This window comes from Arthrobacter sp. P1_B11 (assembly GCF_056406715.1).
In genome coordinates this window covers 24,913-44,217 of sequence record NZ_JBFTZQ010000028.1, presented here as the reverse complement: position 1 = coordinate 44,217, position 19,305 = coordinate 24,913, and the positions used below count along the sequence as shown (strand labels likewise).

The following is a 19,305-nucleotide window of genomic DNA, read 5'->3' as shown; positions in this document are numbered from 1 at the left end:
GGCCGGGCTGGTACAGGTCAAATCAACAGGTCCAAGAGTACTAGGTCCGGTTCCCGTGATGCCGTGCAAATTACGCGCCGGCATCGCCCTGGGAAGGAGAGCGGCCCTCGCGCCGGGCACGCGCGGCCACGCGCGTCAGTACTTCAGCGAGGCGCTCTGCCGAGGCAGGGTTTCCGCCACTCACCGCCAGCCGGTGGCCGTCGGTCTTGCGGACCACGACGGCGGGCCCACTGCTCACGAGCACAGCTGCTGTTCCGCCGTGGTGGCGGTAGCCCCAGCCGCCGTAGTCGGCGGCGCGGACGTCCGCCGGAGCGGCCGCCGAGATGGCCTCCGCCGGAATGTTCACCACCCTCAGTATTCCGGCAACGAAAACCCGCAGCCCGCTGCGGTCTGCGGTGACTCGGGCGAAGAGGAAGGCAGCGCCGACAAGGGCCGCAGCAACCAACAGTGCACCCAGCCAGGGAACGGCAATCGAAACAAGGGACGCCGGGAACAGGCTGGCGATACCGATCATGACAAAGACAGAGCTGCGGGCGTGCACCCATAGCCTGATCGAATCGCTGGCCAACTCGGGGTCGAGCTCAAGCTCCAGGGCGTGCCGGAGGGCCCGGTCGTCCTCCGGCGTCCACTGCTGGTCCGCCTTGAAAACGAATCCCAGGATGACGCCGAGCGAAAGAGCGGCGCCGCTGCCCATGGCCAGCACGATGAGGTCCACCCGGGATTCCCGAGCGTCGGCCAGGCCCGCCTGTCCCACCAGGCCGGCGGCCAGGACGCTCGTCACGAACAGGCTCACCGTCAGGCCGGCCCCCATCATGATGCGGCGCATCACCGTGGGCCGGGAAACAGGGACAGCCTGCAGGAGAACGAGCCAGCCGACGGCCACGATCATCGCGGCCCCGACCCCCACGTAGGCGGCAAACGGCGCAAAGCTGATGCCGCCGTCGTCGTTCCAGCGGACCGCCAGCGGTTCCGGAAGGTCGGGACGCAGAAATGCGGCGCTCAGCGCAAAGGCAGCCGCAAGCAGGACGGGAAACCCTACTGCGAAGCGCAGCGCTTTGATGTCCACCGAATCGAGGAACTTTCCCATGCGTTAACGCTACCCCTGCGGCGCCGCCGGGACCGGGAAAGTGATCCACGCAACTTGCCAAAGAACCGGGAAATGAAACAATGGCTTCACAGTAACGACCCACCACCCCTCAGGAGGCCCAACCTTGCCAGGAATGAACCTGACGCGCGCCGAAGCACGTGAGCGCGCCGATCTGATCGCCGTCGAGTCCTACGATGTCCGCCTGGACCTGACCAGGGGCGGGAAGGTCTTCGGCTCCACCACCACCGTAAAGTTCAGCGCTGCCCCCGGGTCCTCCAGCTTCATTGACGCCGTGACCGCGACCGTTCACAGCGTCACCCTGAATGGCCGCGAACTCGACCCTGCGGCGGTCTCCGACGGCATCCGCATCCGACTGGCGGACCTCTCCGCGCAAAACGAGCTCACCGTGGTGGCGGACACCCCCTACATGAACACCGGAGAGGGGCTCCACCGTTTCGTTGATCCCGTGGACGGTGAGGTCTACCTCTACACGCAGTTCGAGGTGCCGGATTCGCGCCGCATGTTCGCTGTGTTCGAGCAGCCGGACCTCAAGGCGACGTTCAAGTTCACAGTGACGGCACCGTCACACTGGGACGTCGTCTCCAACTCCCCCACGCCGTCGCCGGTGGAAACTTCGCCCGGAGCAGACGGCGGCGCCCGCTCGGTCTGGGAATTCACCCCCACGCCGCGGCTCTCCTCCTACGTGACGGCCCTGATCGCCGGGCCGTACCAGTCGGTGCGCAGCGACGTCACGGGATCCGACGGCCGCGTCATTCCGCTCGGCGTGTTCGCCCGCAAGTCTTTGATGCAGTACCTGGACGCTGACAACATCTTTGAACTGACCCGCCAGGGGTTTGAGTTCTTCGAGGCGCAGTTCGGCTGCCCGTACCCGTTTGAAAAGTACGACCAGCTGTTCGTGCCGGAGTTCAACGCCGGCGCCATGGAGAATGCCGGGGCCGTGACCATCCTGGAGGGCTACGTCTTCCGCGGGAAGGTCCCCGAAGCGCAGGTGGAGCGCCGCGCCATCACCGTCCTGCACGAGCTGGCGCACATGTGGTTCGGCGACCTCGTCACCATGCGCTGGTGGAATGACCTCTGGCTCAATGAATCCTTTGCCGAATACATGTCCCACCTCGCCGCAGTAGAGAACACCAAGTTCCAGAGCGCATGGACCACCTTCGCGTCGGTGGAAAAGTCGTGGGCCTACCGCCAGGACCAGCTCCCCACCACACACCCGATCTTCGCCGAGATCAACGACCTTCAGGACGTGGAGGTCAACTTCGACGGCATCACCTACGCCAAAGGTGCTTCCGTGCTGCGGCAGCTGGTGGCATGGGTGGGCCCGGAGCAGTTCATGTCCGGTGTCAGGGAGTACTTCGCCAAGCATGCCTGGGGCAACACCGAGCTGGGCGACCTGATGAGTGAACTGGAGAAAGCAAGTGGACGTGACCTGGACCGATGGGGCCGCCTCTGGCTCGAAACCGCAGGGGTGAACACGCTCCAGCCCGAACTGACAGTGGACGCGGACGGCACCATCACCGGTTTCGCCATCCTGCAGTCAGCCGTTGCCGCGCAGCCGACCCTCCGCCCGCACCGGCTCGCCGTGGGTTTCTACGACGTCACAGACGACGGCAAGCTGGAGCGCGTCCACCGCGAGGAGCTCGACATCGACGGCGAACGCACCGAGGTGGCAGCGCTGGCGGGGCTGCGGCGGCCGGACCTCATCCTGCTCAACGACGACGACCTCGCCTACGCCAAGGTCCGGCTGGACGAAAAATCGCTGGCAACGGCCAAGTCGCACCTGAAGGACTTCCGGGAGAGCCTGCCCCGCACGCTCGTCTGGGGATCGGCCTGGGACGCTGCCCGCGACGGCGAGACGCCAGCGCGCGGCTACGTGGACCTGATCCTGGCCAACATCGCCTCTGAAAGTGACTCGTCGGTGATCCTTGTGCAGCTGCGTCAGCTGGCCACCACGCTTACTTTCTACGTGGCCGGGGAACACCGTGAGGCCACCATCGTGGCAGCCGGAGACAGGCTTTGGGATCTCGCCTCGACGGTGCCGGGCGGATCCGATGCCCAGCTCCAGTTCATCAAGTCCTACGCTCTGCTGGCCCGAAGCGAACAGCAGCTGGACGCGGTTGCCGGGCTGCTGGACGGCTCCGTCGCGCTGCCCGGGCTGACGGTGGACCAGGACCTGCGGTGGGAACTCCTGGCAGCACTCGTGGTGGGCGGACGGATGGGCCAGGAGCAGATCGACGCCGAGCTGCAGCGGGACAACACCTCCAGCGGCCAGAACGCGGCCGCGCTGGCCAAGGCTGCCATCCCCACCCCCGAGGCCAAGGCGGCGGCCTGGGAATCCATCGTGGAAAAGGGCGAGCTGTCCAACGCCATTCAGGCCTCGGCCGTCGCCGGCTTCACGCGGGTGCTGGACACGGAACTGCTTGAGCCCTATGCCGGGAAGTACTTCGACGCCGTACCGGGGATTGTCGCCCAGCGCACCAATGCACTGGCCCAGCAGATCGTCGTCGGGCTTTACCCGGCACAGCTGACCACCCAGGCCACCGTGGACCGGACGGACGAGTTCCTCGCGGCGCTTCCCGAGGACAGCGCGGCGCTGCGCCGCATGATGCTGGAAAACCGCGACGGCGTTGCCCGGGCCTTGCGGGCACGTGCAGCTGACGTCTAGGCGACGGCCCGCAGGCATCTAAACTGGCGGCATGGCCCTTGACGAGCATCACTATTCGCTGACTGTTCGATGGACCGGCAACCTTGGAAGCGGCACGTCGTCGTATCGGGAGTATTCCCGGGACCACGACGTCGAGATTCCCGGGCTGCCGGTCCTCAAGGGCTCGGCCGACCCCACATTCCACGGCGACCGCTCGCGGTACAACCCGGAGCAGCTGCTGCTCACGGCGCTGGCGCAGTGCCACATGCTGTCCTTCCTGCACGTCGCGGTGCGGCACGGCGTCGTCGTCCTGTCCTATGAGGACAATGCCTCCGGCCTCATGCGCGTCAACCGCGACGGAAGCGGCCAGTTCGAAAACGTGACGCTCCATCCGCGTGTGGAAGTGGGTGATCCTGTCCACGTGGGGCTCGCCGAGGAGATGCACCGGCAGGCCAACCAGGTTTGTTTCATCGCCCGCAGCGTAAATTTCCCCGTAATGCACGTTCCCGTTACCACAGCGGCAGGAAGCTAGCCACCGGCATACCCCGCTAGGCTTAAAAGGGAACGAGTCCAGCCGCCGCGAACGCCGGCGGGGAAATCCGGCTGGCGCCGGAGAGCAACAAGGAGCATCCCTGCAGATGTACAGCATGTTTACAACGCCTTCGGCCTCGCTGGAACCCACCGGGTTCGACGTCGCCGGAATCGCGATCAGCCTCGGCGCGGGCATCATCCTGTGGCTGCTGGCAAGCTTCGTGATCTCACGGATCACCAAGCGGGTCGCCAGCGGAACAGCGCTGTTCAAGAAGCCCCACTTCAAGTGGGTCGCCCCCGCGCTGCGGGCCCTGGACCATGAGCGGCGGGTCCAGCGGGCCAATACCATCGGATCGCTGCTGAACAGTGTGGTGGGGGTGGTCATCGCGGTCATCACCAGCATCTACGTGCTCAAGAATCTCGACGTCGACGTGGCGCCGCTGCTGACCAGCGTCGGTATCCTCGGCATCGCCATCGGCTTTGGCGCCCAGCAGCTGATCCGCGACTTCCTGGCCGGCATCTTCATCACGATCGAGGACCAGTACGGGATCGGTGACATCATCGAGACCAGCGAAGTCGTGGGCGTCGTGGAGTCGATTGGCCTGAGGATTACCCGCGTCCGCGACGACAATGGTGCGATCTGGTACCTGCGCAACGGTGAGATCCTCCGCGTCGGAAACCGGTCGCAGGGCAACTACGTGGCTCCCGCCGATGAGCCAGGAGACGGGCCGCTCGAGGCCGAAGCCCAGCACGGACCGCAGCAGAAGGCCGGAGAATAGCCATGACCAGTCCCACACCATCCGAACCCGGCGCGCCCAGGCAGCTGATGCGCAATGATCCCTTCAGCCAGCCGGGCTACACGGACAACTTTTTCGACGCCGTGGGCGGGCACGAAACGTTCGTAAAACTCATCGACGTGTTCTACGACGGCGTGGCAACCGATCCGCTCCTGCGTCCCATGTACCCGGAAGAGGATCTTGGCCCGGCCAAGCGGCGGTTCCTGATGTTCCTTGAGCAGTACTGGGGCGGCCCCACCACCTACGGCGAAGAACGCGGCCACCCGCGGCTGCGAATGCGCCACATACCCTTCCAGGTCACACCTGAGGCCAAGGACCGCTGGCTGCACCACATGCGCGCTGCCGTGGACGCCCTGCAGCTGCCCCCGCTCTACGAGGGAACCCTGTGGGACTACATGGAGCGTGCCGCGCTCTCCATGGTCAACAGCCCGTCAGGGTCCTAGGAACCCGTAGGCCTTGGACTGAGGCACTCCCTGACCGATTCTGGCGAAGGCGGCCGGCTAGGACAGGCCGGCACCCGTCCTCGCCAGGACGTGCCCGCGGCTGCCACTGAGTCGGAACCAGCGCCCGGCACGGTAGAGGCGCTGCTCGTCGTCGCCGAGGAAGCCGAGTGCGAGTGCGGCGAAGGCCGCGCCGGCGGGAAGCCCCGACCTGCCGTCCAGCTCGCGCCCCCAGACTGCGGCGCGGGCGTTGTTGACAATAAGGGCGCCGGGCTTGTCCGGTACGAGTCCGGCGACCTCGGCGATTCCCGCTTCGGCGGTCTGCCGCAGTTCGGCGTCGGGAACGGATCCGATCAGCTCCCAGCCGCTGCGGGGGGCTCCGACACCCGCCCACGATTCGGTGACGGTCGACGGCGGGACCGGCAGCTCGGCGTCGTTCTCCCCCGCCCGGGCGAGCCTGTCAAGGACGGCTGCCAGCGGCACCGTGACATCCGTTGCGGACGGCTCCGCCAGGGCCACCGTCCGCAGGCCGAGGATGGTGGGCGTGGACTCCCCCAGGATCCTGGGGCGGAGCACGCAGACGTACGCGGCGAGGACTGACCCTGCGGCCTGGAGCCGGATGGCGCCGTCGTCGATGGCCTTGGCACGGGTGGCATACGTCCGAAGATCAGCGAGGTCGCGGGGATCGGCGAAGCGGAAGGACTGGGTGAGAAGATCAGACACATTAAGAACACTACCGGCTGAGCCTCGGTTGAGCGGTGCCGGGGCGACGTCTAGAGTCAAACCATGACTGAAGCGGACGCCGGATTGCAGGAACTGCCCACGAACGACCCCACGACTTCCCTGATCGAACTGCTTGATCTTGGCGAGCTTGAGGGCGCCCGCACCGACGAGGACATCTTCATGGGCCCGTCGCAGCGGCAGCCGCACCAGCGGGTCTTCGGCGGTCAGGTGCTGGCCCAGTCCCTCATCGCAGGGATGCGGACCGTGGACGCCGAGCGGACGGTGCACTCCATGCACGGTTATTTCCTGCGCCCTGGTGACGCTAACAAGCCCATCACCTTCGGCGTGCAGCGGCTGCGGGACGGCCGGTCCTTCTCGGCGCGCCGGGTCCACGCGTACCAGGACGGTTCGCCGATCCTCTCGATGATCGCCTCATTCCAAGCCGAGGACGAGGGTATCGAACACCAGTCGGAAATGCCCCGGGGAATTCCGGATCCGGAAACGCTCCCCAGCACCGCAGACCTCCTGGGGAAGTTCGACCACCCGGTGGCCAGGCACTGGGCGTATGAGCGTCCCTTCGACATCCGCCACGTGGACCCCGCGCTCTACGTTGCGGCCACGGGTCAGAAGGAAGCCCGCAACGCGGTCTGGATGAAGACCTTCAGCCCCATGCCGGACGACGCCAACACGCACCGTGCCGCCTTGGCCTATGCCAGCGACTACACTCTGCTCGAGTCCATTCTGCGCAAGCACGGGCTCAGCTGGATCACGCCCGGCATGAGCGTGGCCAGCCTGGACCACGCCATGTGGTGGCACCGGCCGGTGCGGGTGGACGAGTGGCTGCTGTATGTCCAGGAGTCACCGAGCGCCCAGGGGGCCCGGGGGCTCGCCACCGGCAAGATCTTTAGCCGAGAGGGGCTGCACGTGGCGTCCGTGGCCCAGGAGGGCATGGTCAGGGTGCCGACGGACCTGAAGAGCAAGGTTGCCGGCGCCTTCCAGTCCAAAGTCCTGCAGCACCAGATACGCAAAGCCTGAGCGGGATTACGGTCCTGCGGGCTGCTGCGGGCACGGCGTCGCCTCACGCGCATGCGAAAGGCCGGTTCCCTTCGGGGAACCGGCCTTTGCGGCTTAACGCTTAGTCGCGTATTGCTAGTCGCGGGTGAGGCGGCGGTGCGTAACGCGGTGGGGCTTAGCGGCGTCGGGGCCGAGACGCTCCACCTTGTTCTCCTCGTAGGATTCGAAGTTACCCTCGAACCAGTACCACTTGGACGGGTTCTCCTCGTCGCCTTCGTAGGCGAGGATGTGCGTGGCAACCCGGTCCAGGAACCAGCGGTCGTGTGAGACCACCACGGCGCAGCCGGGGAATTCCAGCAGCGCGTTTTCGAGGCTGCTGAGGGTTTCGACGTCGAGGTCGTTGGTCGGTTCGTCGAGGAGCAGCAGGTTCCCGCCCTGCTTGAGGGTCAGCGCGAGGTTCAGACGGTTTCGCTCACCGCCGGAGAGCACGCCCGCTTTTTTCTGCTGGTCCGGGCCTTTGAAGCCGAAGGCGGCAACGTAGGCGCGGGACGGCATTTCAACATGGCCGACCTGGATGAAGTCCAGTCCGTCGGAAACGACCTCCCAGAGGGTCTTGTTGGGATCGATGCCGCCGCGGCTCTGGTCCGCATAGGAGATCTTGACGGAGTCACCGATCTTCAGCTCGCCGCCGTCGAGAGGCTCCAGGCCAACGATGGTCTTGAAGAGCGTCGACTTGCCGACACCGTTGGGGCCGATGACGCCGACGATGCCGTTGCGGGGCAGGGAGAAGGACAGTCCGTCGATCAGGGTGCGGTCGTCGAAGCCCTTCTGCAGGTTCTTGGCTTCCAGAACCAAGCCGCCCAGGCGGGGGCCCGGCGGGATCTGGATTTCCTCAAAGTCCAGTTTCCGCGTGCGGTCAGCCTCGGCCGCCATTTCCTCGTAGCGGGCCAGGCGGGCCTTGGATTTGGTCTGACGGCCCTTGGCGTTGGAGCGGACCCATTCCAGTTCCTCGGTAAGGCGCTTGGCCTGCTTGGCGTCCTTCTTGCCCTGGACTTCGAGGCGGGCGCGCTTCTTCTCCAGGTAGGTGGAGTAGTTGCCTTCATAAGGGTAGAGGTGGCCGCGGTCCACTTCAGCGATCCACTCGGCGACGTGGTCCAGGAAGTACCTGTCGTGGGTGACAGCAAGGACTGCGCCTGCATAGCTGGACAGGTGCTGTTCCAGCCAGAGCACGCTCTCGGCGTCAAGGTGGTTGGTGGGCTCGTCAAGGAGGAGCAGGTCCGGCTTCTGCAGAAGCAGCTTGCAGAGCGCCACACGGCGGCGCTCACCGCCGGAAAGGAGGGTCACGTCAGCGTCGGCCGGCGGGCAACGGAGGGCATCCATGGCCTGCTCCAGCTGGGAATCGAGGTCCCAGGCGTCGGCGGCATCGATGGCTTCCTGCAGGTGGCCCATTTCCTCCAGCAGGGTGTCGTAGTCCGCGTCAGGGTTGGCCATCTCCTCGGAGATCTCATTGAAACGCTGGATCTTGCCGTAGATCTCGCCAACGCCTTCCTGGACGTTGCCCAGGACTGTCTTTTCCTCATTGAGCGGCGGCTCCTGGAGCAGGATGCCCACGGAGTAGCCGGGGCTCAGCCGGGCTTCACCGTTGGAGGGGGTGTCCAGGCCTGCCATGATTTTCAGGATGGTGGACTTACCGGCACCGTTGGGGCCAACAACGCCGATCTTGGCGCCCGGAAAGAAGGACATGCTTACGTCGTCGAGAATAAGTTTTTCGCCAACAGCCTTACGGGCCTTGGTCATTGTGTAGATAAATTCCGCCATGGTTCCAAATCTAGTGGGTTGACGGGTATATCTCACATTCGGGACGTCAGGCTTGGGGCCCCACGAAGCACTTCCCGCCCGCCAGGACGGGCAGCACCGCAATCGTCACTTTGCCGTCGCGGATCTGGCCAATGACGCAGTCCTTGCCCTGCACCGCCGCCGCCTCGATGGAATCAACGTCCAGGCCGGTGGGCGTTCGGCCCGCCGAAACCTCAAGGGTGGCAGCCGGGACTCCCGCGGCGGTCAGCGCTTGCCTGACCTGCTCGGCTTCGGGTTTAGGGGTTCCCGAGGCGACGACGCCCAGCGTCTCAGACATTGTCTTTTGCATCTTGGCCGTCGCCGTACCGGGCGTCTCCGTACCGGGCGTCTCCGTAGCCCGTGATGCCTGGCCGGCTGCCGCAGAAGGCGCCTGCGAGGAGCGGGCAGATCGCGGCGGGCTAGCCGCGGCGGACGGAGCGGATGACTGGCTGGTAGCCCCCGCTGCGCCGAGACCGGGCTGCTGGGCGGTTCCGGAACTGCAGGCAGCCATGGCTCCGAGCAGAAGCGCGGTAAACGTGATCCGTACGGATGCCCTTAGCGACGTCCTGCTGGACGTTCTGCTCGAGGTTGTGCTCGAAGCTCTGCTCGATGTTCCGACCGATGCCCTGACGGGTACCCTGCTGCAGGAGCCCAAGAGTCGGGTGGTCGATTGGAATATCCCGGGTCGTCTCACGCTGCCATTCTGCCATGCGGCACCGCGGGGGTACGGTGCCGCATGGCTCCGCCGGTCAGGCTGCGGCTCCGGTGAGCTCGCCGGTATCGGAGTCGAGCTGCATGGTTTCCCCGGTGGTGTCGTCGATGAAGATGCCTGCCGCGTCGCCGCCGTCGTCCTCGTCCCCTTCCTCATCAGACCCAGCTTCGTCGCGGTCTGATGGCTCTGAACCGTTTCCGTCACCGTGGCCGTCGTGTTCGCTGCCAACCACGCCGGCCGCCACGGCAGGCTGGGAGTTGATTCCCGCCGTCCGGGTGAAGTTGGCCGAGCCCCACATAAGATCGTGGCCCACGGACTCAGCATCGATCTCCGCCACATGGTAGATTCGGCCGTCCTTTTCCCAGCTCCGCATCTTCAGCCGTCCGACGATGATGACCCGCTGGCCCTTCTTGATGCTGCACCCGATGTTCCCGGCCAGCTGGCGATACCCCTGGATGGTGAACCAGTTGGTGTTGCCATCTACCCAGGTGCTGCTTGCGCGGTCGTAACGGCGGTCCGTGGACCCGAGGCGGAAGGAGGCTGTTGCGACGCCTCCTGGTGTGGTGGAGCTCCTGATTTCCGAGGCAACGAAGCCGCGGACAGTGATGTTGTCGGTCATCTTGGTGTCCTGTCTCGATGTGTCTTGCCCTAGCAGGCACTCCCAGCATCAGTCGGCGGCGCGGCAACGGGGAGAGCCCAACTGCCGTATGTGGATAACCCGGGTCCGGCCGCCGGCGGAGGATCGGGAAAACCGTCCCGGCCCATGCCGACACCTGGGCGAAAGTCAATGTAAACTTTTTGAGGCAACCCGGAATCTGCCGGGCGGCCACAAGCCCCAGTAGCTCAGGGGATAGAGCAGCGGCCTTCTAATCCGCCGGTCGGGGGTTCGATTCCCTCCTGGGGCACTTGTGTGGTGAGTCGAGACATCCTTTACGGATGTATCGGGTCATCGTTGACACCCCGGTCTTCGGACCGGGGTGTTTTTCTTTGTCTGGGCTGGTTATGCGGTTTCCGACCATCGTCGCAACGCGTTCGATTTGAAGGTAACAGCATCTCTGTTCAGTCATCAGAGGCGACCCTCGCGGCCCGAACGATCGACGATTTTCAACGACTAGATCCGCGGAGACGAGACGAAACCACACGAAAAGAACCCGCTCAAGGTTCCGTTCCCGGTGTCCGAGCCCTGACCGCCTGATGGCCAGCTGGCAGCACGGTCCGACTATGACGCGACGTCGAAACTGGTTCGCTTTGGCAGGGAGCTGGCCGGCGCCCAACGCAGCATGCCTGCAAGAACCAGTCCGCAACCCAAAACAGCTCCACCTGCATAGCTTGGGGACCATGCCCACCCGCTTGACGGTTGGGCCACGGCCACTGCTATAACCGCGAAGGAGAGAGCAAGTTCGGTGACAGCTTGGACGGTTCGGGCCCTGTACTTCGGGTCGGCAAGGCCCGCTAAGGGTATGAGGGGGAACAAGAATGCGCTGAAGTTTGGGTAGATGCCGGCGACGACAAAGATTGCCGACGCTACGGCTAGCAGCAAGAGGAATATGAGGGGCCGGACAATCCGCTGCCGCGTTGTGTAACTGGTCCAATCACGGCAAACGATGGCCCACGCCGGGAGTCCCAGGAGCCAAAGTCCGCCCCAATAGCCAGTGCCCAGCACCCACAGAATCACCATGACCAAGCCGGGCCCGGCGAAGCCGACAATCCGTCCGCCGCGAAGATCTCTCATGTTGGGCCCGAACATAAACAGCCCCACCAGGACATATGTAGCCGCATATCCGCAAATCAACTCAACAGCCGGTCCCCGCGGAATCTCGGTCAGTAGCAGCAGAAGCCCAATCACCATCACAGAGACGGCAGCAGCGATCCAAGGCCTTCTGCCCCTGGGCGTACCGACCAGAACGCGCTGCAAATCATCCCCAAGTTGTTGCATCCTTTGAGTATTCCACCGACCGTACGCCCCCCGGCGGCCGCCCGAGAGCTTCGCAAAGCCGAGCTTTGATCTGGTAGGGCTCCAGTTACAGCTGCCTGCCTCGTCGCTCCCAGTCTTGCTAGCGGGCTTCTTCTTAGTCCCAGAAAACTGACGGCAAGCGTTACCGGATGGTGGCCTGCGCCCTTCGCAACAGCGGCACAGGATTTCAAATTCATCAACGATGACAACCACATGCCCGTTCAAGTCGAATCCGTCGTGACGTCATTCGATGGCATGCCCGTCACCGTCAATCTCAGTTCGAAGGCCTGCGGGTCGGCTCCGTCATCGCGGCACCCGACGAAACGTTGGCCGCAGCCGGGTATCAGCTGGGCGCCTCGGTCGGGCTGAACTCGGTGACGATATTCGCGTCACAGCCGGGCGGCTTCGGCGATTACGTTTCCTGGAACGGAGCTGCCTGGGTTTCCCTCAACGGACTCGTCCAGTCAACATCAATGAACGCCGGCACCGGACTCATCACCTGCATGCACGCCGCCATGCCCTCTCCTTTCGGCGGCTCCGTCACGTCGAGGAGCCTTACCAAACGAGCCTCCATGGAAGGCATATCGGCCACATCGACGTCGCTGTACCTTGTCGACAATGTCGGGGTTGCCGTCAAAACACCGACCAAGGACAACAGGTTTTGGATAACCCGCACCGGAGCGCGCCGCGTTCCGATGTCCGAGCTCGCGAAAGCGAATGCCAACATCTGGATCCACGGAATGTTCGAAGTCTGACCAGCGGGCGGGTGGACGCCAAACCCGACACGCGGAACAATTAATGGAAAGCATGCTTATTACTTGGCGCGACATGTGCCTATGATCAGACCGGGCGCCGGCACAGTGATGTGGCGCCGGCGCCCACGTTCCTGGCCCGTTGCGGGACAGACAAGAGGAAGGATCCACAGCATGCGGCAGAGTCCATCTGAACCCGATCCGTTCGAGCGACAACCGTTACGGCCGCCGGCGCAGCCTTCGGACGGGACAGAACATTCGCCCCTCGACGGACGGCGCCCGGCCGCCGAAGAGGACAAAATCCCGCCCGGCACATCTCCGCTGCCGAGCTACGGCGGGACCTCCGCCCCGCAGGCCGGCATGGCCGAACCGAAACGTCCGGTGGCCCGGGCAGGCATGATCTGGGCCGCGGTCGCCTCGGCGCTGGTGGTCCTTGTGCTGCTCATCGTGTTCATCCTGCAAAACCAGGAACTGGTTCAGGTAAAGTTCTTCGGGCTTGAAGGTGCAGTGGCCCTCGGCATCGCCCTCTTCATAGCGGCCGTCGGCGGCGGCGTTTTGGTGGCAATGGCCGGTGCCGCACGAATCATCCAGCTGCGCGCAGCTGAACACCGGCGCCGGTCCTTGGCCGCACGCAAACGGTAAGAATCCCGTCGCTGCCGGCGAGCCCTCTCCCCGTCAGCGCTCCAGGTACTCCTTGAGGTTGCCAAGCACTGTTTCCCAGAGCTTGGCAGACTCATCCGCCTCGGAGTCGCTCCGGTTATTGCCCTGAGTGATGGTGACGCCGGTGCCTTCGGGCCTCGGAGCCAGGCGGTACTCCACCGTGTGATAGTTCTCCGGGACGTCGGGCAGACCACTCAACGGGCTGTAGTGGCTGATGCGAAGGAGCTCGTTGGCTCTGTTCGCCAGAACTATCCCCCGGTCCTCGTAGGCCTTCCCCTTCCACTCCCCCGCAAAGGTCACAGGATCGCCCTCGTGCCATGTTGAGGAAACATTCGTGCCCAGGAAATACTCTTTGACGTCGACGGGGTCGGTGAGGGCTTTCCAGACCCGCTGGGGTGTGGCCGCCACATCGATGGACGCCACCGCATCCTTGCCACGCTCATTCATCAGCCCGCCTCCTGATTGCCATCCAACGCGTGAGCATCACCCTACGCGCTGCGGACGGCGCTGTTAAGGGAAGGCGCCGGTAGCGCTCCTTCTTGGCGCGCGGACTGTGTCGCCGTCGGAGTCCCAGATCCCCCGATTGAAGATTTTCCACCTCCATGTCGCCGGTGTAGCCGGCGTCCCGGACCCAGGTGCCGATCGTCGCGAAGTCGATGACGCCGTCGCCCATCATTCCCCGTGTCAGCAGCGAAGCGATCGGCCGGCTGGCCGTCCTGGGGACCGCTGCCGGAGGCTCAACGTCCGACGGCGGCACCACAGTCCCGGTGACCGGCCAGGTAACGCTTCGCCGCAGCGCCGAGCCAGTCTCGGAGGCTGCTGCGTAGCCCTGCCGTCAGCGAGTCAGGGCCCGGATGGTCCAGCCCGCTGCGTGTGACGAGCCTGGTGCCAGCTCCACGAGATCGGTTCCTGAGTTGAACGCGTCCGGAGGACACGTCATCGGCTCGACCGCCAAACCGAGCCGGTCTGGACCGACCGGCTTGTCACCGGTGTGAACCTGCACCCAGGGGCAGCGTTCGTCCCATTCGAGCTCCACTCCCGTGTCTGAGGGGTCAAACACGCGCACCGCAGCCAGGCCGTACTCCGTGCGGCTGATTCCGGTGAAGGCGTGGTCAATCCGGATGCTTCCCAGGGGGCGTTCGGTCCGGAAGTCGAATTTGTGGCCCTCCACCGATTCCAGCTCAAGCGGCAGCAGCCGGTCCGGGGTAACTTCCAGGAACTCCCCGGCCGGGAGCTCCAGGGTCCACTCATCCAGCGGAGCCGGTCCCGCGACCAGATAGGGGTGGGGACAGACGCCGTAGGGTGCCGGGGTGTCGCCGGTGTTGGTGGCAGTGACCCTGCAGTGCAGGCCGTCTTCCACCAGCTCATAGGCCGCCGTAATTTGCAGCCGCCCGGGATAGGCAGGACCGGAATCGACCTGGCAGGTCAGGCTGACCGATGAGGCTGTGCGCCCGGCGAGAGTCCAGCGGGCATCCAGCGCCAGTCCATGGAGAGCCGTCTGGCGCTCCGGTTCGTTAATAGTGGCCTGGAAGCTCCTGCCGCCATGGCTGTAGCGGCCGTCGGCCACGCGGTTGGGCCACGGGGCGCAGACAACTCCGCGGTAGTCCGGAACGGGCCCGGCCGCACCGAAACCGACCACCAGGTCCCGCTCGCCGTACCGCAGTTGCCGCAGGGCTCCGCTTCGCTCAGTGACGATGGCTGAATAAGGGCCAAAGCTGATGCTGTGTTCCGTGGCCGGCATGGGACTCCTACGAGGTTTTGTTAGCGCTAACTGAATTCGTCAGCCAGAATACCCCACTCGACCAAAGAAGGCATTCAGGGTCATGGCAGCGTAAGAATTACCGGGCCGTCGGCGGTGATGGCCACCGTGTGCTCGCTGTGGGCTGCCCTGCGGCCGTTCGCTGACCGCAGCGTCCATTCGTCGTCGTCGTGGTAGTAGTCCCCCTTGCCGCCGAGGATGAGCATTGGCTCGATGGCAATGACCAGCCCTTCGGTCAGCTTGATTCCGCGACCTGGGCGTCCGTCGTTCGGGACAGAGGGCTCCGCGTGCATGGTCCGGCCGATGCCGTGACCTCCATGGTCGGCCAGCAGCCCGTAGCCCGCGCGGCGGGCCGCGCCACCGATGGCATAGGCGAGGTCACCCATCTTGTTGCCCACCCGCGCCGCGCCGATGCCCCTGGCCAGCGCCGCGTCGGTTGCGTCGATGAGTTCCTGGTCAACGGGATCAACGGTGCCAACGACAAAGCTGACGGCGGCGTCGCCGCACCAGCCCTCAAGGAAGGCGCCGCAGTCCACGCTCAGCAAATCCCCGTCCTGAAGCCGGTACCCGTTGGGGATCCCGTGGACTACAGCGTCGTTCACGCTGGCGCAGATGACCCCCGGAAACGGTGCCGAAGCCCAGCGCGGCCTGTAGTCGAGAAAGGCCGGCGTGGCGCCGGCATCAGAAATGGAGGCGGCGGCAACGCCGTCGAGCTCCTTGAGGGAAACGCCGACGGCGGCCGCCTGGCGGACGGTGGCCAGGGCATTGGCCACCACGCGCCCCGCTTCGCGCATGCGTGCTATTTCATCAGGGCTTTTGATCATGGACATCTGCTGGCCTCCGGGCTTTTGGCGGTGCCGCTGACAGGGACAGGCCGGCAGCGCCTTGTACCCTGTCTACTGTAGAACGCTTCCTGCTCCAAGGCCCCTCCCCACTCAAGGACGCTCCCGGCTCAGGAACGGCCGCGCCCCTCGGGTGCTGGATGATTTCATGTCGGCTGCGCTCAGCCTGGCCCTTTCTGGAGCCGCTATGTTGGCTTCATGGCAAACGACAAGGTCCGGGCCGCGATCCGCTCCGCGCTTCGGGCTGCCGCGGATCCCGTTCGGGGCGCTGCGGCGCAGGCCTACATGAAGTCGTCAACACCGTCGCTGGGCGTCCGCGTACCCGAGGTCCGCAGGGCTGCCAAGGCAGCCGCGGCAGCCTATCCTCTCGAGTCCGCCGAAGAACTGCGCGAAACCGTGCTCGACCTCTGGCGCGGGGCGGAGTACCGCGAAGAGCGCTACGCGGCCATCGACCTGACCGGGCTGCGGCTGGTGGCCGGAGACCTTGGGATGCTTTCCGTCTATGAGGAGATCATCCGCACCGGAGCATCCTGGGATCTTGTGGACGGCGTTGCCCACCGCCTCTGCGCCCTCCTTCAGGCGCACCGGGCGGAGCTAACGCCTGTGCTGCTCGCATGGAGCGAGGACGCGGATTTCTGGTTCAGGCGGGCGTCCATTACCGCCCAGCTCGCGGCGAAATCCGGCACGGACACCACTCTGCTCGCCAGAGTCATTGAAGCGAACATGGCTGAAACGGAGTTTTTCATCAGGAAGGCCATCGGCTGGGCGCTGCGGGAATACGCCAAGACGGATCCGGTTTGGGTCATGGACTTCGTCGAGCGCAATGGCCAGTCCCTCAGCCCGCTGTCCCGCCGGGAAGCGGTGAAAAACCTGCCGGTCAGATGACGGGCCGGGTGGTGACCGGCTGATCCGACTTGCTGAACAGAAGTTTGGTGCGCGGGTCCAGGAAAATAAGGTAGAGCGCGAACAGCAGCGCGATGATGGCGGCGGCGTTCCTGGCCAGGGCCAGTGCCAGTCCGAGATCCTCTGACTGCAGATACGGGAAGACCTCAAGCTGGTCCGAGATGGCGTAGACCATGAAAAAGGACACGATGAAGTACAGGGCCTTGACCTGCCAGTCGGCCCGGATGCCCGTCACGGCAAACAGCGGAATCAGCCAGACCACGTACCAGGACTGGATCATGGGCGCCAGCACGACGACGGCGGCGAAGGCCAGCGTTAGCCGGCGCATGATGCGGTCGTGGTCTCCCCTGAAGATCTGCCAGGCGACGATTCCGACGGCGAGCAACTTCCCGGCGTCGTAAACCCATTTGGCGAGCCCCCACCCGTCCAGTCCAAAGGCGTTGGCGATGGAAGCGACAACGAGTCCCAGCAGCCCCACCGGGGCGTACCAGATCCAGACGCTTCCGGGCGCCGAGAGGCCGTTGATCCAGCCGAAACCGAATCCGTTCACCAGGCTCATGAGGTACAGCAGAGCAAAGCTGATGCCCGCCGTCAGCCCCCAGAAAACAAACTTGCGCGGCCAGCGGGCACCTTTGCCCGCCCAGAGCAGTCCAATGAACGGCAGGAACACCACGGTGATGGGCTTGACTGCGATGGAGGCCGTGACGAGGACAATTCCGAAGATCACCCGCCGCGTGGCGCAGTAGTACAGGCCGGCAAGGGCGAGCCCGATCATCAGCGAGTCATTGTGGACGCTGGCGATGAAGTTCGTGAGGAAGAGCGGGTTGGCGGCGGTAAGCCACAGGGCCCGATGCGGGTTGACCCCGTGCAGTTCAGCGAGCTTGGGGACATAGATGATGCACAGCACGACGCCCACCAGCGCAGCGAGGCGGAAGAGCATGATGCTGGCCTCGGGATGGACGTTGGTGGACCAGACCACGAACTGCTCGATCCAAAGGAACAGCTGCCCGTACGGCACGGGCGCCTCGGTCCACATCTTGTCTGCGCCAAGCTGGAAATAGTTGGAGAGCGCCGAAATACCGTTCTCGTAGGGGTTGAATCCCTCAACCATCAACCGGCCCTGCCCGATGTACGCATACACGTCCCGGCTAAACAAGGGCACAGTGAACATCATGGGAAGCCCCCACGCCGCGACGGCCTGGAGTGTGGCTTTGCGGGCCTCAAGCCCCCAGACGCGGACACGCTGGCCAAGCCGGAGCCACGCCCGCACCAGAAGCATGCCGCCCACCGCAATCAATACGATGGACAGCCCAACGCCCCACGCCTCCGTGCGCATCCAGATGAACAACGGCATCCGCCGGAGCTCCGAGGCCGGAGCCAGCCAGCCGACGCCGAGGGAGCCGATCACCAGGAAAAGCGACCCCACGAAACCGGAGAGGATGGGCGACCGGGGGTTGTCCACCTCCGCGAGGGCCGGATCCGTGGAAGTATCGGTGGCCATTTCCTCCGTCTCAGGCACAGGCGCCGTCATCTCAGGATTGTCCAATCTCTTGTGGGCGTGCTGCCTCAATCTGCTGCCGGCTTGACCGGGCAGACTGGATTGCGGCGACTGCGCAGGGCGGCGCCACGTACCCGAAATCTTAGCATCGGACCGCTCTGACACCACGAAACGGTAGGCTGATCGGGTGCCTATATCTAACGAACGCATCGTCTGGATCGACTGCGAAATGACCGGCCTCGACACCGTCAATGACGCCCTGATCGAAGTCGCTGCCCTGGTGACGGATTCCGAACTCAACATCCTCGGGGACGGGGTGGACGTGGTCATCAAACCAGCCGCCGCAGCCCTCGCGCAGATGAACGACTTTGTCCGGGACATGCACACCCGGTCCGGGCTCCTGAAGGAACTCCCAGCAGGGAAGACGCTGGAAGAGGCGGAGGAAGCCGTTCTTGCCTACATCCGGAAATGGGTTCCCGATCCGCGCAAGGCACCCCTCGCCGGTAACTCGGTGGGGACCGACCGGGTCTTTCTGGCCCGGGACATGCCGTCCGTGGTGGAGCACCTGCACTACCGGATCATCGACGTCAGCACCATCAAGGAACTGGCCCGTCGATGGTTTGCGCGCGCCTACTTTCAGGCCCCTGCCAAGCTCGGCGGCCACCGCGCCCTGGGCGACATCAAGGATTCCATCGACGAACTCCGTTATTACAGGGAAGCGGTGTTTGTGCCCGCCCCGGGACCGGACAGCGCCACCGCCCTGCAGATCTCCAAGGGCATCTCCGCCCAGCCCTCAGCCATCAATCAGCTGACACAGGGACTCGCGGAGCAGGACCTTCCCACCCGGGCCGACGCCGGACCCGGAAAACAAGCGGACAGAAAGTAATCTGCCTCACGTTTGGGGGAAATTTTGCCGAAACTGCCAAAAGTGGCAAAACCAACCCCAAACAGCAGGTAAGCTATTTGACGTTGCCTTTCCAGCCAGCCGGTAAGCCGGCAGGCCTGCGGGGCACATGGTGGGCGTAGCTCAGTTGGCAGAGCGCCTGGTTGTGGTCCAGGAGGTCGCGGGTTCAACCCCCGTCGCTCACCCTCATAGGTCGGCAGCTTGTATGTCGTCCAATCACAAAGGCTG

General features: G+C 64.8%; 20 protein-coding genes, 2 tRNA genes and 1 pseudogene. 12 read left to right on the top strand and 11 right to left on the bottom strand.

Features of this window, described 5'->3' with window-relative positions; all coding sequences use genetic code 11:
• Positions 1-70: 70 nt before the first annotated feature.
• Positions 71-1,087 (bottom strand): hypothetical protein, encoded by a 1,017-nt coding sequence (locus AC1D14_RS18500; protein WP_476882309.1) that lies wholly within the window; start codon positions 1,085-1,087, stop codon positions 71-73.
• A gap of 133 nt (positions 1,088-1,220) precedes the next feature.
• Between AC1D14_RS18500 and pepN the strand changes: the two genes are divergently transcribed.
• The 4 genes from pepN to AC1D14_RS18480 all read left to right on the top strand — a co-directional run bounded on the left by pepN (position 1,221) and on the right by AC1D14_RS18480 (position 5,523).
• A complete protein-coding gene (gene pepN / locus AC1D14_RS18495) occupies positions 1,221-3,773 on the top strand; it encodes an aminopeptidase N (RefSeq protein ID WP_476968947.1) in 2,553 nt (850 codons plus the stop codon).
• Between the two features lie 31 nt (positions 3,774-3,804).
• On the top strand, positions 3,805-4,284 hold the full coding sequence (locus AC1D14_RS18490; protein WP_230119720.1) for an OsmC family protein: 480 nt from the start codon (positions 3,805-3,807) through the stop codon (positions 4,282-4,284).
• Positions 4,285-4,390: 106 nt separating this feature from the next.
• Positions 4,391-5,062: a mechanosensitive ion channel family protein gene (locus AC1D14_RS18485; RefSeq protein WP_230119719.1), complete on the top strand. Its 672-nt coding sequence runs from the start codon at positions 4,391-4,393 to the stop codon at positions 5,060-5,062.
• A 2-nt stretch (positions 5,063-5,064) separates the two neighbouring features.
• Positions 5,065-5,523 (top strand): globin, encoded by a 459-nt coding sequence (locus tag AC1D14_RS18480; protein WP_290369779.1) that lies wholly within the window; start codon positions 5,065-5,067, stop codon positions 5,521-5,523.
• 57 nt (positions 5,524-5,580) lie between these two features.
• Here the strand turns inward: AC1D14_RS18480 and AC1D14_RS18475 are convergent, their stop codons facing one another.
• Positions 5,581-6,243 carry a DUF8185 domain-containing protein gene (locus AC1D14_RS18475; protein ID WP_476968940.1) on the bottom strand — a complete coding sequence of 221 codons (663 nt, stop codon included), beginning with the start codon at positions 6,241-6,243 and terminating at the stop codon, positions 5,581-5,583.
• Between the two features lie 63 nt (positions 6,244-6,306).
• Between AC1D14_RS18475 and AC1D14_RS18470 the strand changes: the two genes are divergently transcribed.
• Positions 6,307-7,278, top strand: a complete 972-nt coding sequence (locus AC1D14_RS18470; protein WP_476875636.1) for an acyl-CoA thioesterase — start codon at positions 6,307-6,309, stop codon at positions 7,276-7,278.
• A gap of 114 nt (positions 7,279-7,392) precedes the next feature.
• Here AC1D14_RS18470 and ettA read toward each other — a convergent pair whose 3' ends face one another.
• The 4 genes from ettA to AC1D14_RS18450 form a co-directional block, all read right to left on the bottom strand.
• Positions 7,393-9,075, bottom strand: a complete 1,683-nt coding sequence (gene ettA / locus AC1D14_RS18465) for an energy-dependent translational throttle protein EttA (protein ID WP_230119716.1) — start codon at positions 9,073-9,075, stop codon at positions 7,393-7,395.
• Between the two features lie 46 nt (positions 9,076-9,121).
• Entirely contained in the window at positions 9,122-9,391 is a 270-nt protein-coding gene (locus AC1D14_RS18460; RefSeq protein WP_476882306.1) for a DUF6993 domain-containing protein, read from the bottom strand.
• Between the two features lie 121 nt (positions 9,392-9,512).
• Positions 9,513-9,803 carry a hypothetical protein gene (locus AC1D14_RS18455; RefSeq protein WP_476968939.1) on the bottom strand — a complete coding sequence of 97 codons (291 nt, stop codon included), beginning with the start codon at positions 9,801-9,803 and terminating at the stop codon, positions 9,513-9,515.
• 39 nt (positions 9,804-9,842) lie between these two features.
• The gene (locus tag AC1D14_RS18450) at positions 9,843-10,424 is read right to left on the bottom strand and encodes a single-stranded DNA-binding protein (RefSeq protein ID WP_230119713.1); all 582 of its coding nucleotides are present in this window, start codon (positions 10,422-10,424) and stop codon (positions 9,843-9,845) included.
• A gap of 213 nt (positions 10,425-10,637) precedes the next feature.
• On the opposite strand from AC1D14_RS18450, the gene AC1D14_RS18445 reads away from it, so the two are divergent.
• From AC1D14_RS18445 to AC1D14_RS18435, 3 genes are all read left to right on the top strand, one after another.
• Positions 10,638-10,710 (top strand) — tRNA-Arg (locus AC1D14_RS18445).
• 1,423 nt (positions 10,711-12,133) lie between these two features.
• Complete coding sequence (locus tag AC1D14_RS18440; RefSeq protein ID WP_476968938.1) at positions 12,134-12,514, top strand: hypothetical protein; 381 nt, start codon at positions 12,134-12,136, stop codon at positions 12,512-12,514.
• A gap of 171 nt (positions 12,515-12,685) precedes the next feature.
• Positions 12,686-13,153: a LapA family protein gene (locus tag AC1D14_RS18435; protein ID WP_476968937.1), complete on the top strand. Its 468-nt coding sequence runs from the start codon at positions 12,686-12,688 to the stop codon at positions 13,151-13,153.
• A 33-nt stretch (positions 13,154-13,186) separates the two neighbouring features.
• Here the strand turns inward: AC1D14_RS18435 and AC1D14_RS18430 are convergent, their stop codons facing one another.
• Both AC1D14_RS18430 and AC1D14_RS18425 read right to left on the bottom strand, forming a co-directional pair.
• Entirely contained in the window at positions 13,187-13,618 is a 432-nt protein-coding gene (locus AC1D14_RS18430) for an SRPBCC family protein (RefSeq protein ID WP_230119710.1), read from the bottom strand.
• A pseudogene (locus tag AC1D14_RS18425) lies at positions 13,611-13,874 on the bottom strand (hypothetical protein); the annotation flags it as partial. The pseudogene AC1D14_RS18425 and the gene AC1D14_RS18430, both read right to left, overlap by 8 nt.
• Between AC1D14_RS18425 and AC1D14_RS18420 the strand changes: the two are divergent.
• Positions 13,807-13,998 (top strand): hypothetical protein, encoded by a 192-nt coding sequence (locus AC1D14_RS18420; protein ID WP_230119741.1) that lies wholly within the window; start codon positions 13,807-13,809, stop codon positions 13,996-13,998. The pseudogene AC1D14_RS18425 and the gene AC1D14_RS18420 sit on opposite strands and share 68 nt — an antisense overlap.
• A gap of 8 nt (positions 13,999-14,006) precedes the next feature.
• Here the strand turns inward: AC1D14_RS18420 and AC1D14_RS18415 are convergent, their stop codons facing one another.
• Together AC1D14_RS18415 and map are read right to left on the bottom strand one after the other, a co-directional pair.
• Positions 14,007-14,912, bottom strand: coding sequence for an aldose 1-epimerase family protein (locus tag AC1D14_RS18415; protein ID WP_230119709.1), 906 nt, complete (start codon positions 14,910-14,912; stop codon positions 14,007-14,009).
• 80 nt (positions 14,913-14,992) lie between these two features.
• Positions 14,993-15,760 (bottom strand): type I methionyl aminopeptidase, encoded by a 768-nt coding sequence (map, locus tag AC1D14_RS18410; RefSeq protein ID WP_476968936.1) that lies wholly within the window; start codon positions 15,758-15,760, stop codon positions 14,993-14,995.
• Positions 15,761-15,970: 210 nt separating this feature from the next.
• On the opposite strand from map, the gene AC1D14_RS18405 reads away from it, so the two are divergent.
• Positions 15,971-16,657: a DNA alkylation repair protein gene (locus AC1D14_RS18405; protein ID WP_476968935.1), complete on the top strand. Its 687-nt coding sequence runs from the start codon at positions 15,971-15,973 to the stop codon at positions 16,655-16,657.
• Here the strand turns inward: AC1D14_RS18405 and mptB are convergent.
• Positions 16,650-18,206: a polyprenol phosphomannose-dependent alpha 1,6 mannosyltransferase MptB gene (gene mptB / locus AC1D14_RS18400; protein ID WP_230119706.1), complete on the bottom strand. Its 1,557-nt coding sequence runs from the start codon at positions 18,204-18,206 to the stop codon at positions 16,650-16,652. The two genes, AC1D14_RS18405 and mptB, sit on opposite strands and share 8 nt — an antisense overlap.
• 154 nt (positions 18,207-18,360) lie before the next feature.
• Between mptB and orn the strand changes: the two genes are divergently transcribed.
• Together orn and AC1D14_RS18390 are read left to right on the top strand one after the other, a co-directional pair.
• Entirely contained in the window at positions 18,361-19,059 is a 699-nt protein-coding gene (gene orn / locus AC1D14_RS18395) for an oligoribonuclease (protein ID WP_476968934.1), read from the top strand.
• Positions 19,060-19,189: 130 nt separating this feature from the next.
• Positions 19,190-19,262 (top strand) — tRNA-His (locus AC1D14_RS18390).
• The last annotated feature ends 43 nt before the right edge of the window (positions 19,263-19,305 follow it).

What these genes read in the sequence shown, in the direction of transcription:
- AC1D14_RS18500 (WP_476882309.1), bottom strand. Translation starts at nt 1,087, where the DNA reads ATGGGAAAGTTCCTCGATTCGGTGGACATCAAAGCGCTGCGCTTCGCA.
- pepN (WP_476968947.1), top strand. Translation starts at nt 1,221, where the DNA reads ATGAACCTGACGCGCGCCGAAGCACGTGAGCGCGCCGATCTGATCGCC.
- AC1D14_RS18490 (WP_230119720.1), top strand. Translation starts at nt 3,805, where the DNA reads ATGGCCCTTGACGAGCATCACTATTCGCTGACTGTTCGATGGACCGGC.
- AC1D14_RS18485 (WP_230119719.1), top strand. Translation starts at nt 4,391, where the DNA reads ATGTACAGCATGTTTACAACGCCTTCGGCCTCGCTGGAACCCACCGGG.
- AC1D14_RS18480 (WP_290369779.1), top strand. Translation starts at nt 5,065, where the DNA reads ATGACCAGTCCCACACCATCCGAACCCGGCGCGCCCAGGCAGCTGATG.
- AC1D14_RS18470 (WP_476875636.1), top strand. Translation starts at nt 6,307, where the DNA reads ATGACTGAAGCGGACGCCGGATTGCAGGAACTGCCCACGAACGACCCC.
- ettA (WP_230119716.1), bottom strand. Translation starts at nt 9,075, where the DNA reads ATGGCGGAATTTATCTACACAATGACCAAGGCCCGTAAGGCTGTTGGC.
- AC1D14_RS18460 (WP_476882306.1), bottom strand. Translation starts at nt 9,391, where the DNA reads ATGTCTGAGACGCTGGGCGTCGTCGCCTCGGGAACCCCTAAACCCGAA.
- AC1D14_RS18455 (WP_476968939.1), bottom strand. Translation starts at nt 9,803, where the DNA reads ATGGCAGAATGGCAGCGTGAGACGACCCGGGATATTCCAATCGACCAC.
- AC1D14_RS18450 (WP_230119713.1), bottom strand. Translation starts at nt 10,424, where the DNA reads ATGACCGACAACATCACTGTCCGCGGCTTCGTTGCCTCGGAAATCAGG.
- AC1D14_RS18435 (WP_476968937.1), top strand. Translation starts at nt 12,686, where the DNA reads ATGCGGCAGAGTCCATCTGAACCCGATCCGTTCGAGCGACAACCGTTA.
- AC1D14_RS18430 (WP_230119710.1), bottom strand. Translation starts at nt 13,618, where the DNA reads ATGAATGAGCGTGGCAAGGATGCGGTGGCGTCCATCGATGTGGCGGCC.
- AC1D14_RS18415 (WP_230119709.1), bottom strand. Translation starts at nt 14,912, where the DNA reads ATGCCGGCCACGGAACACAGCATCAGCTTTGGCCCTTATTCAGCCATC.
- map (WP_476968936.1), bottom strand. Translation starts at nt 15,760, where the DNA reads ATGTCCATGATCAAAAGCCCTGATGAAATAGCACGCATGCGCGAAGCG.
- AC1D14_RS18405 (WP_476968935.1), top strand. Translation starts at nt 15,971, where the DNA reads ATGGCAAACGACAAGGTCCGGGCCGCGATCCGCTCCGCGCTTCGGGCT.
- mptB (WP_230119706.1), bottom strand. Translation starts at nt 18,206, where the DNA reads ATGACGGCGCCTGTGCCTGAGACGGAGGAAATGGCCACCGATACTTCC.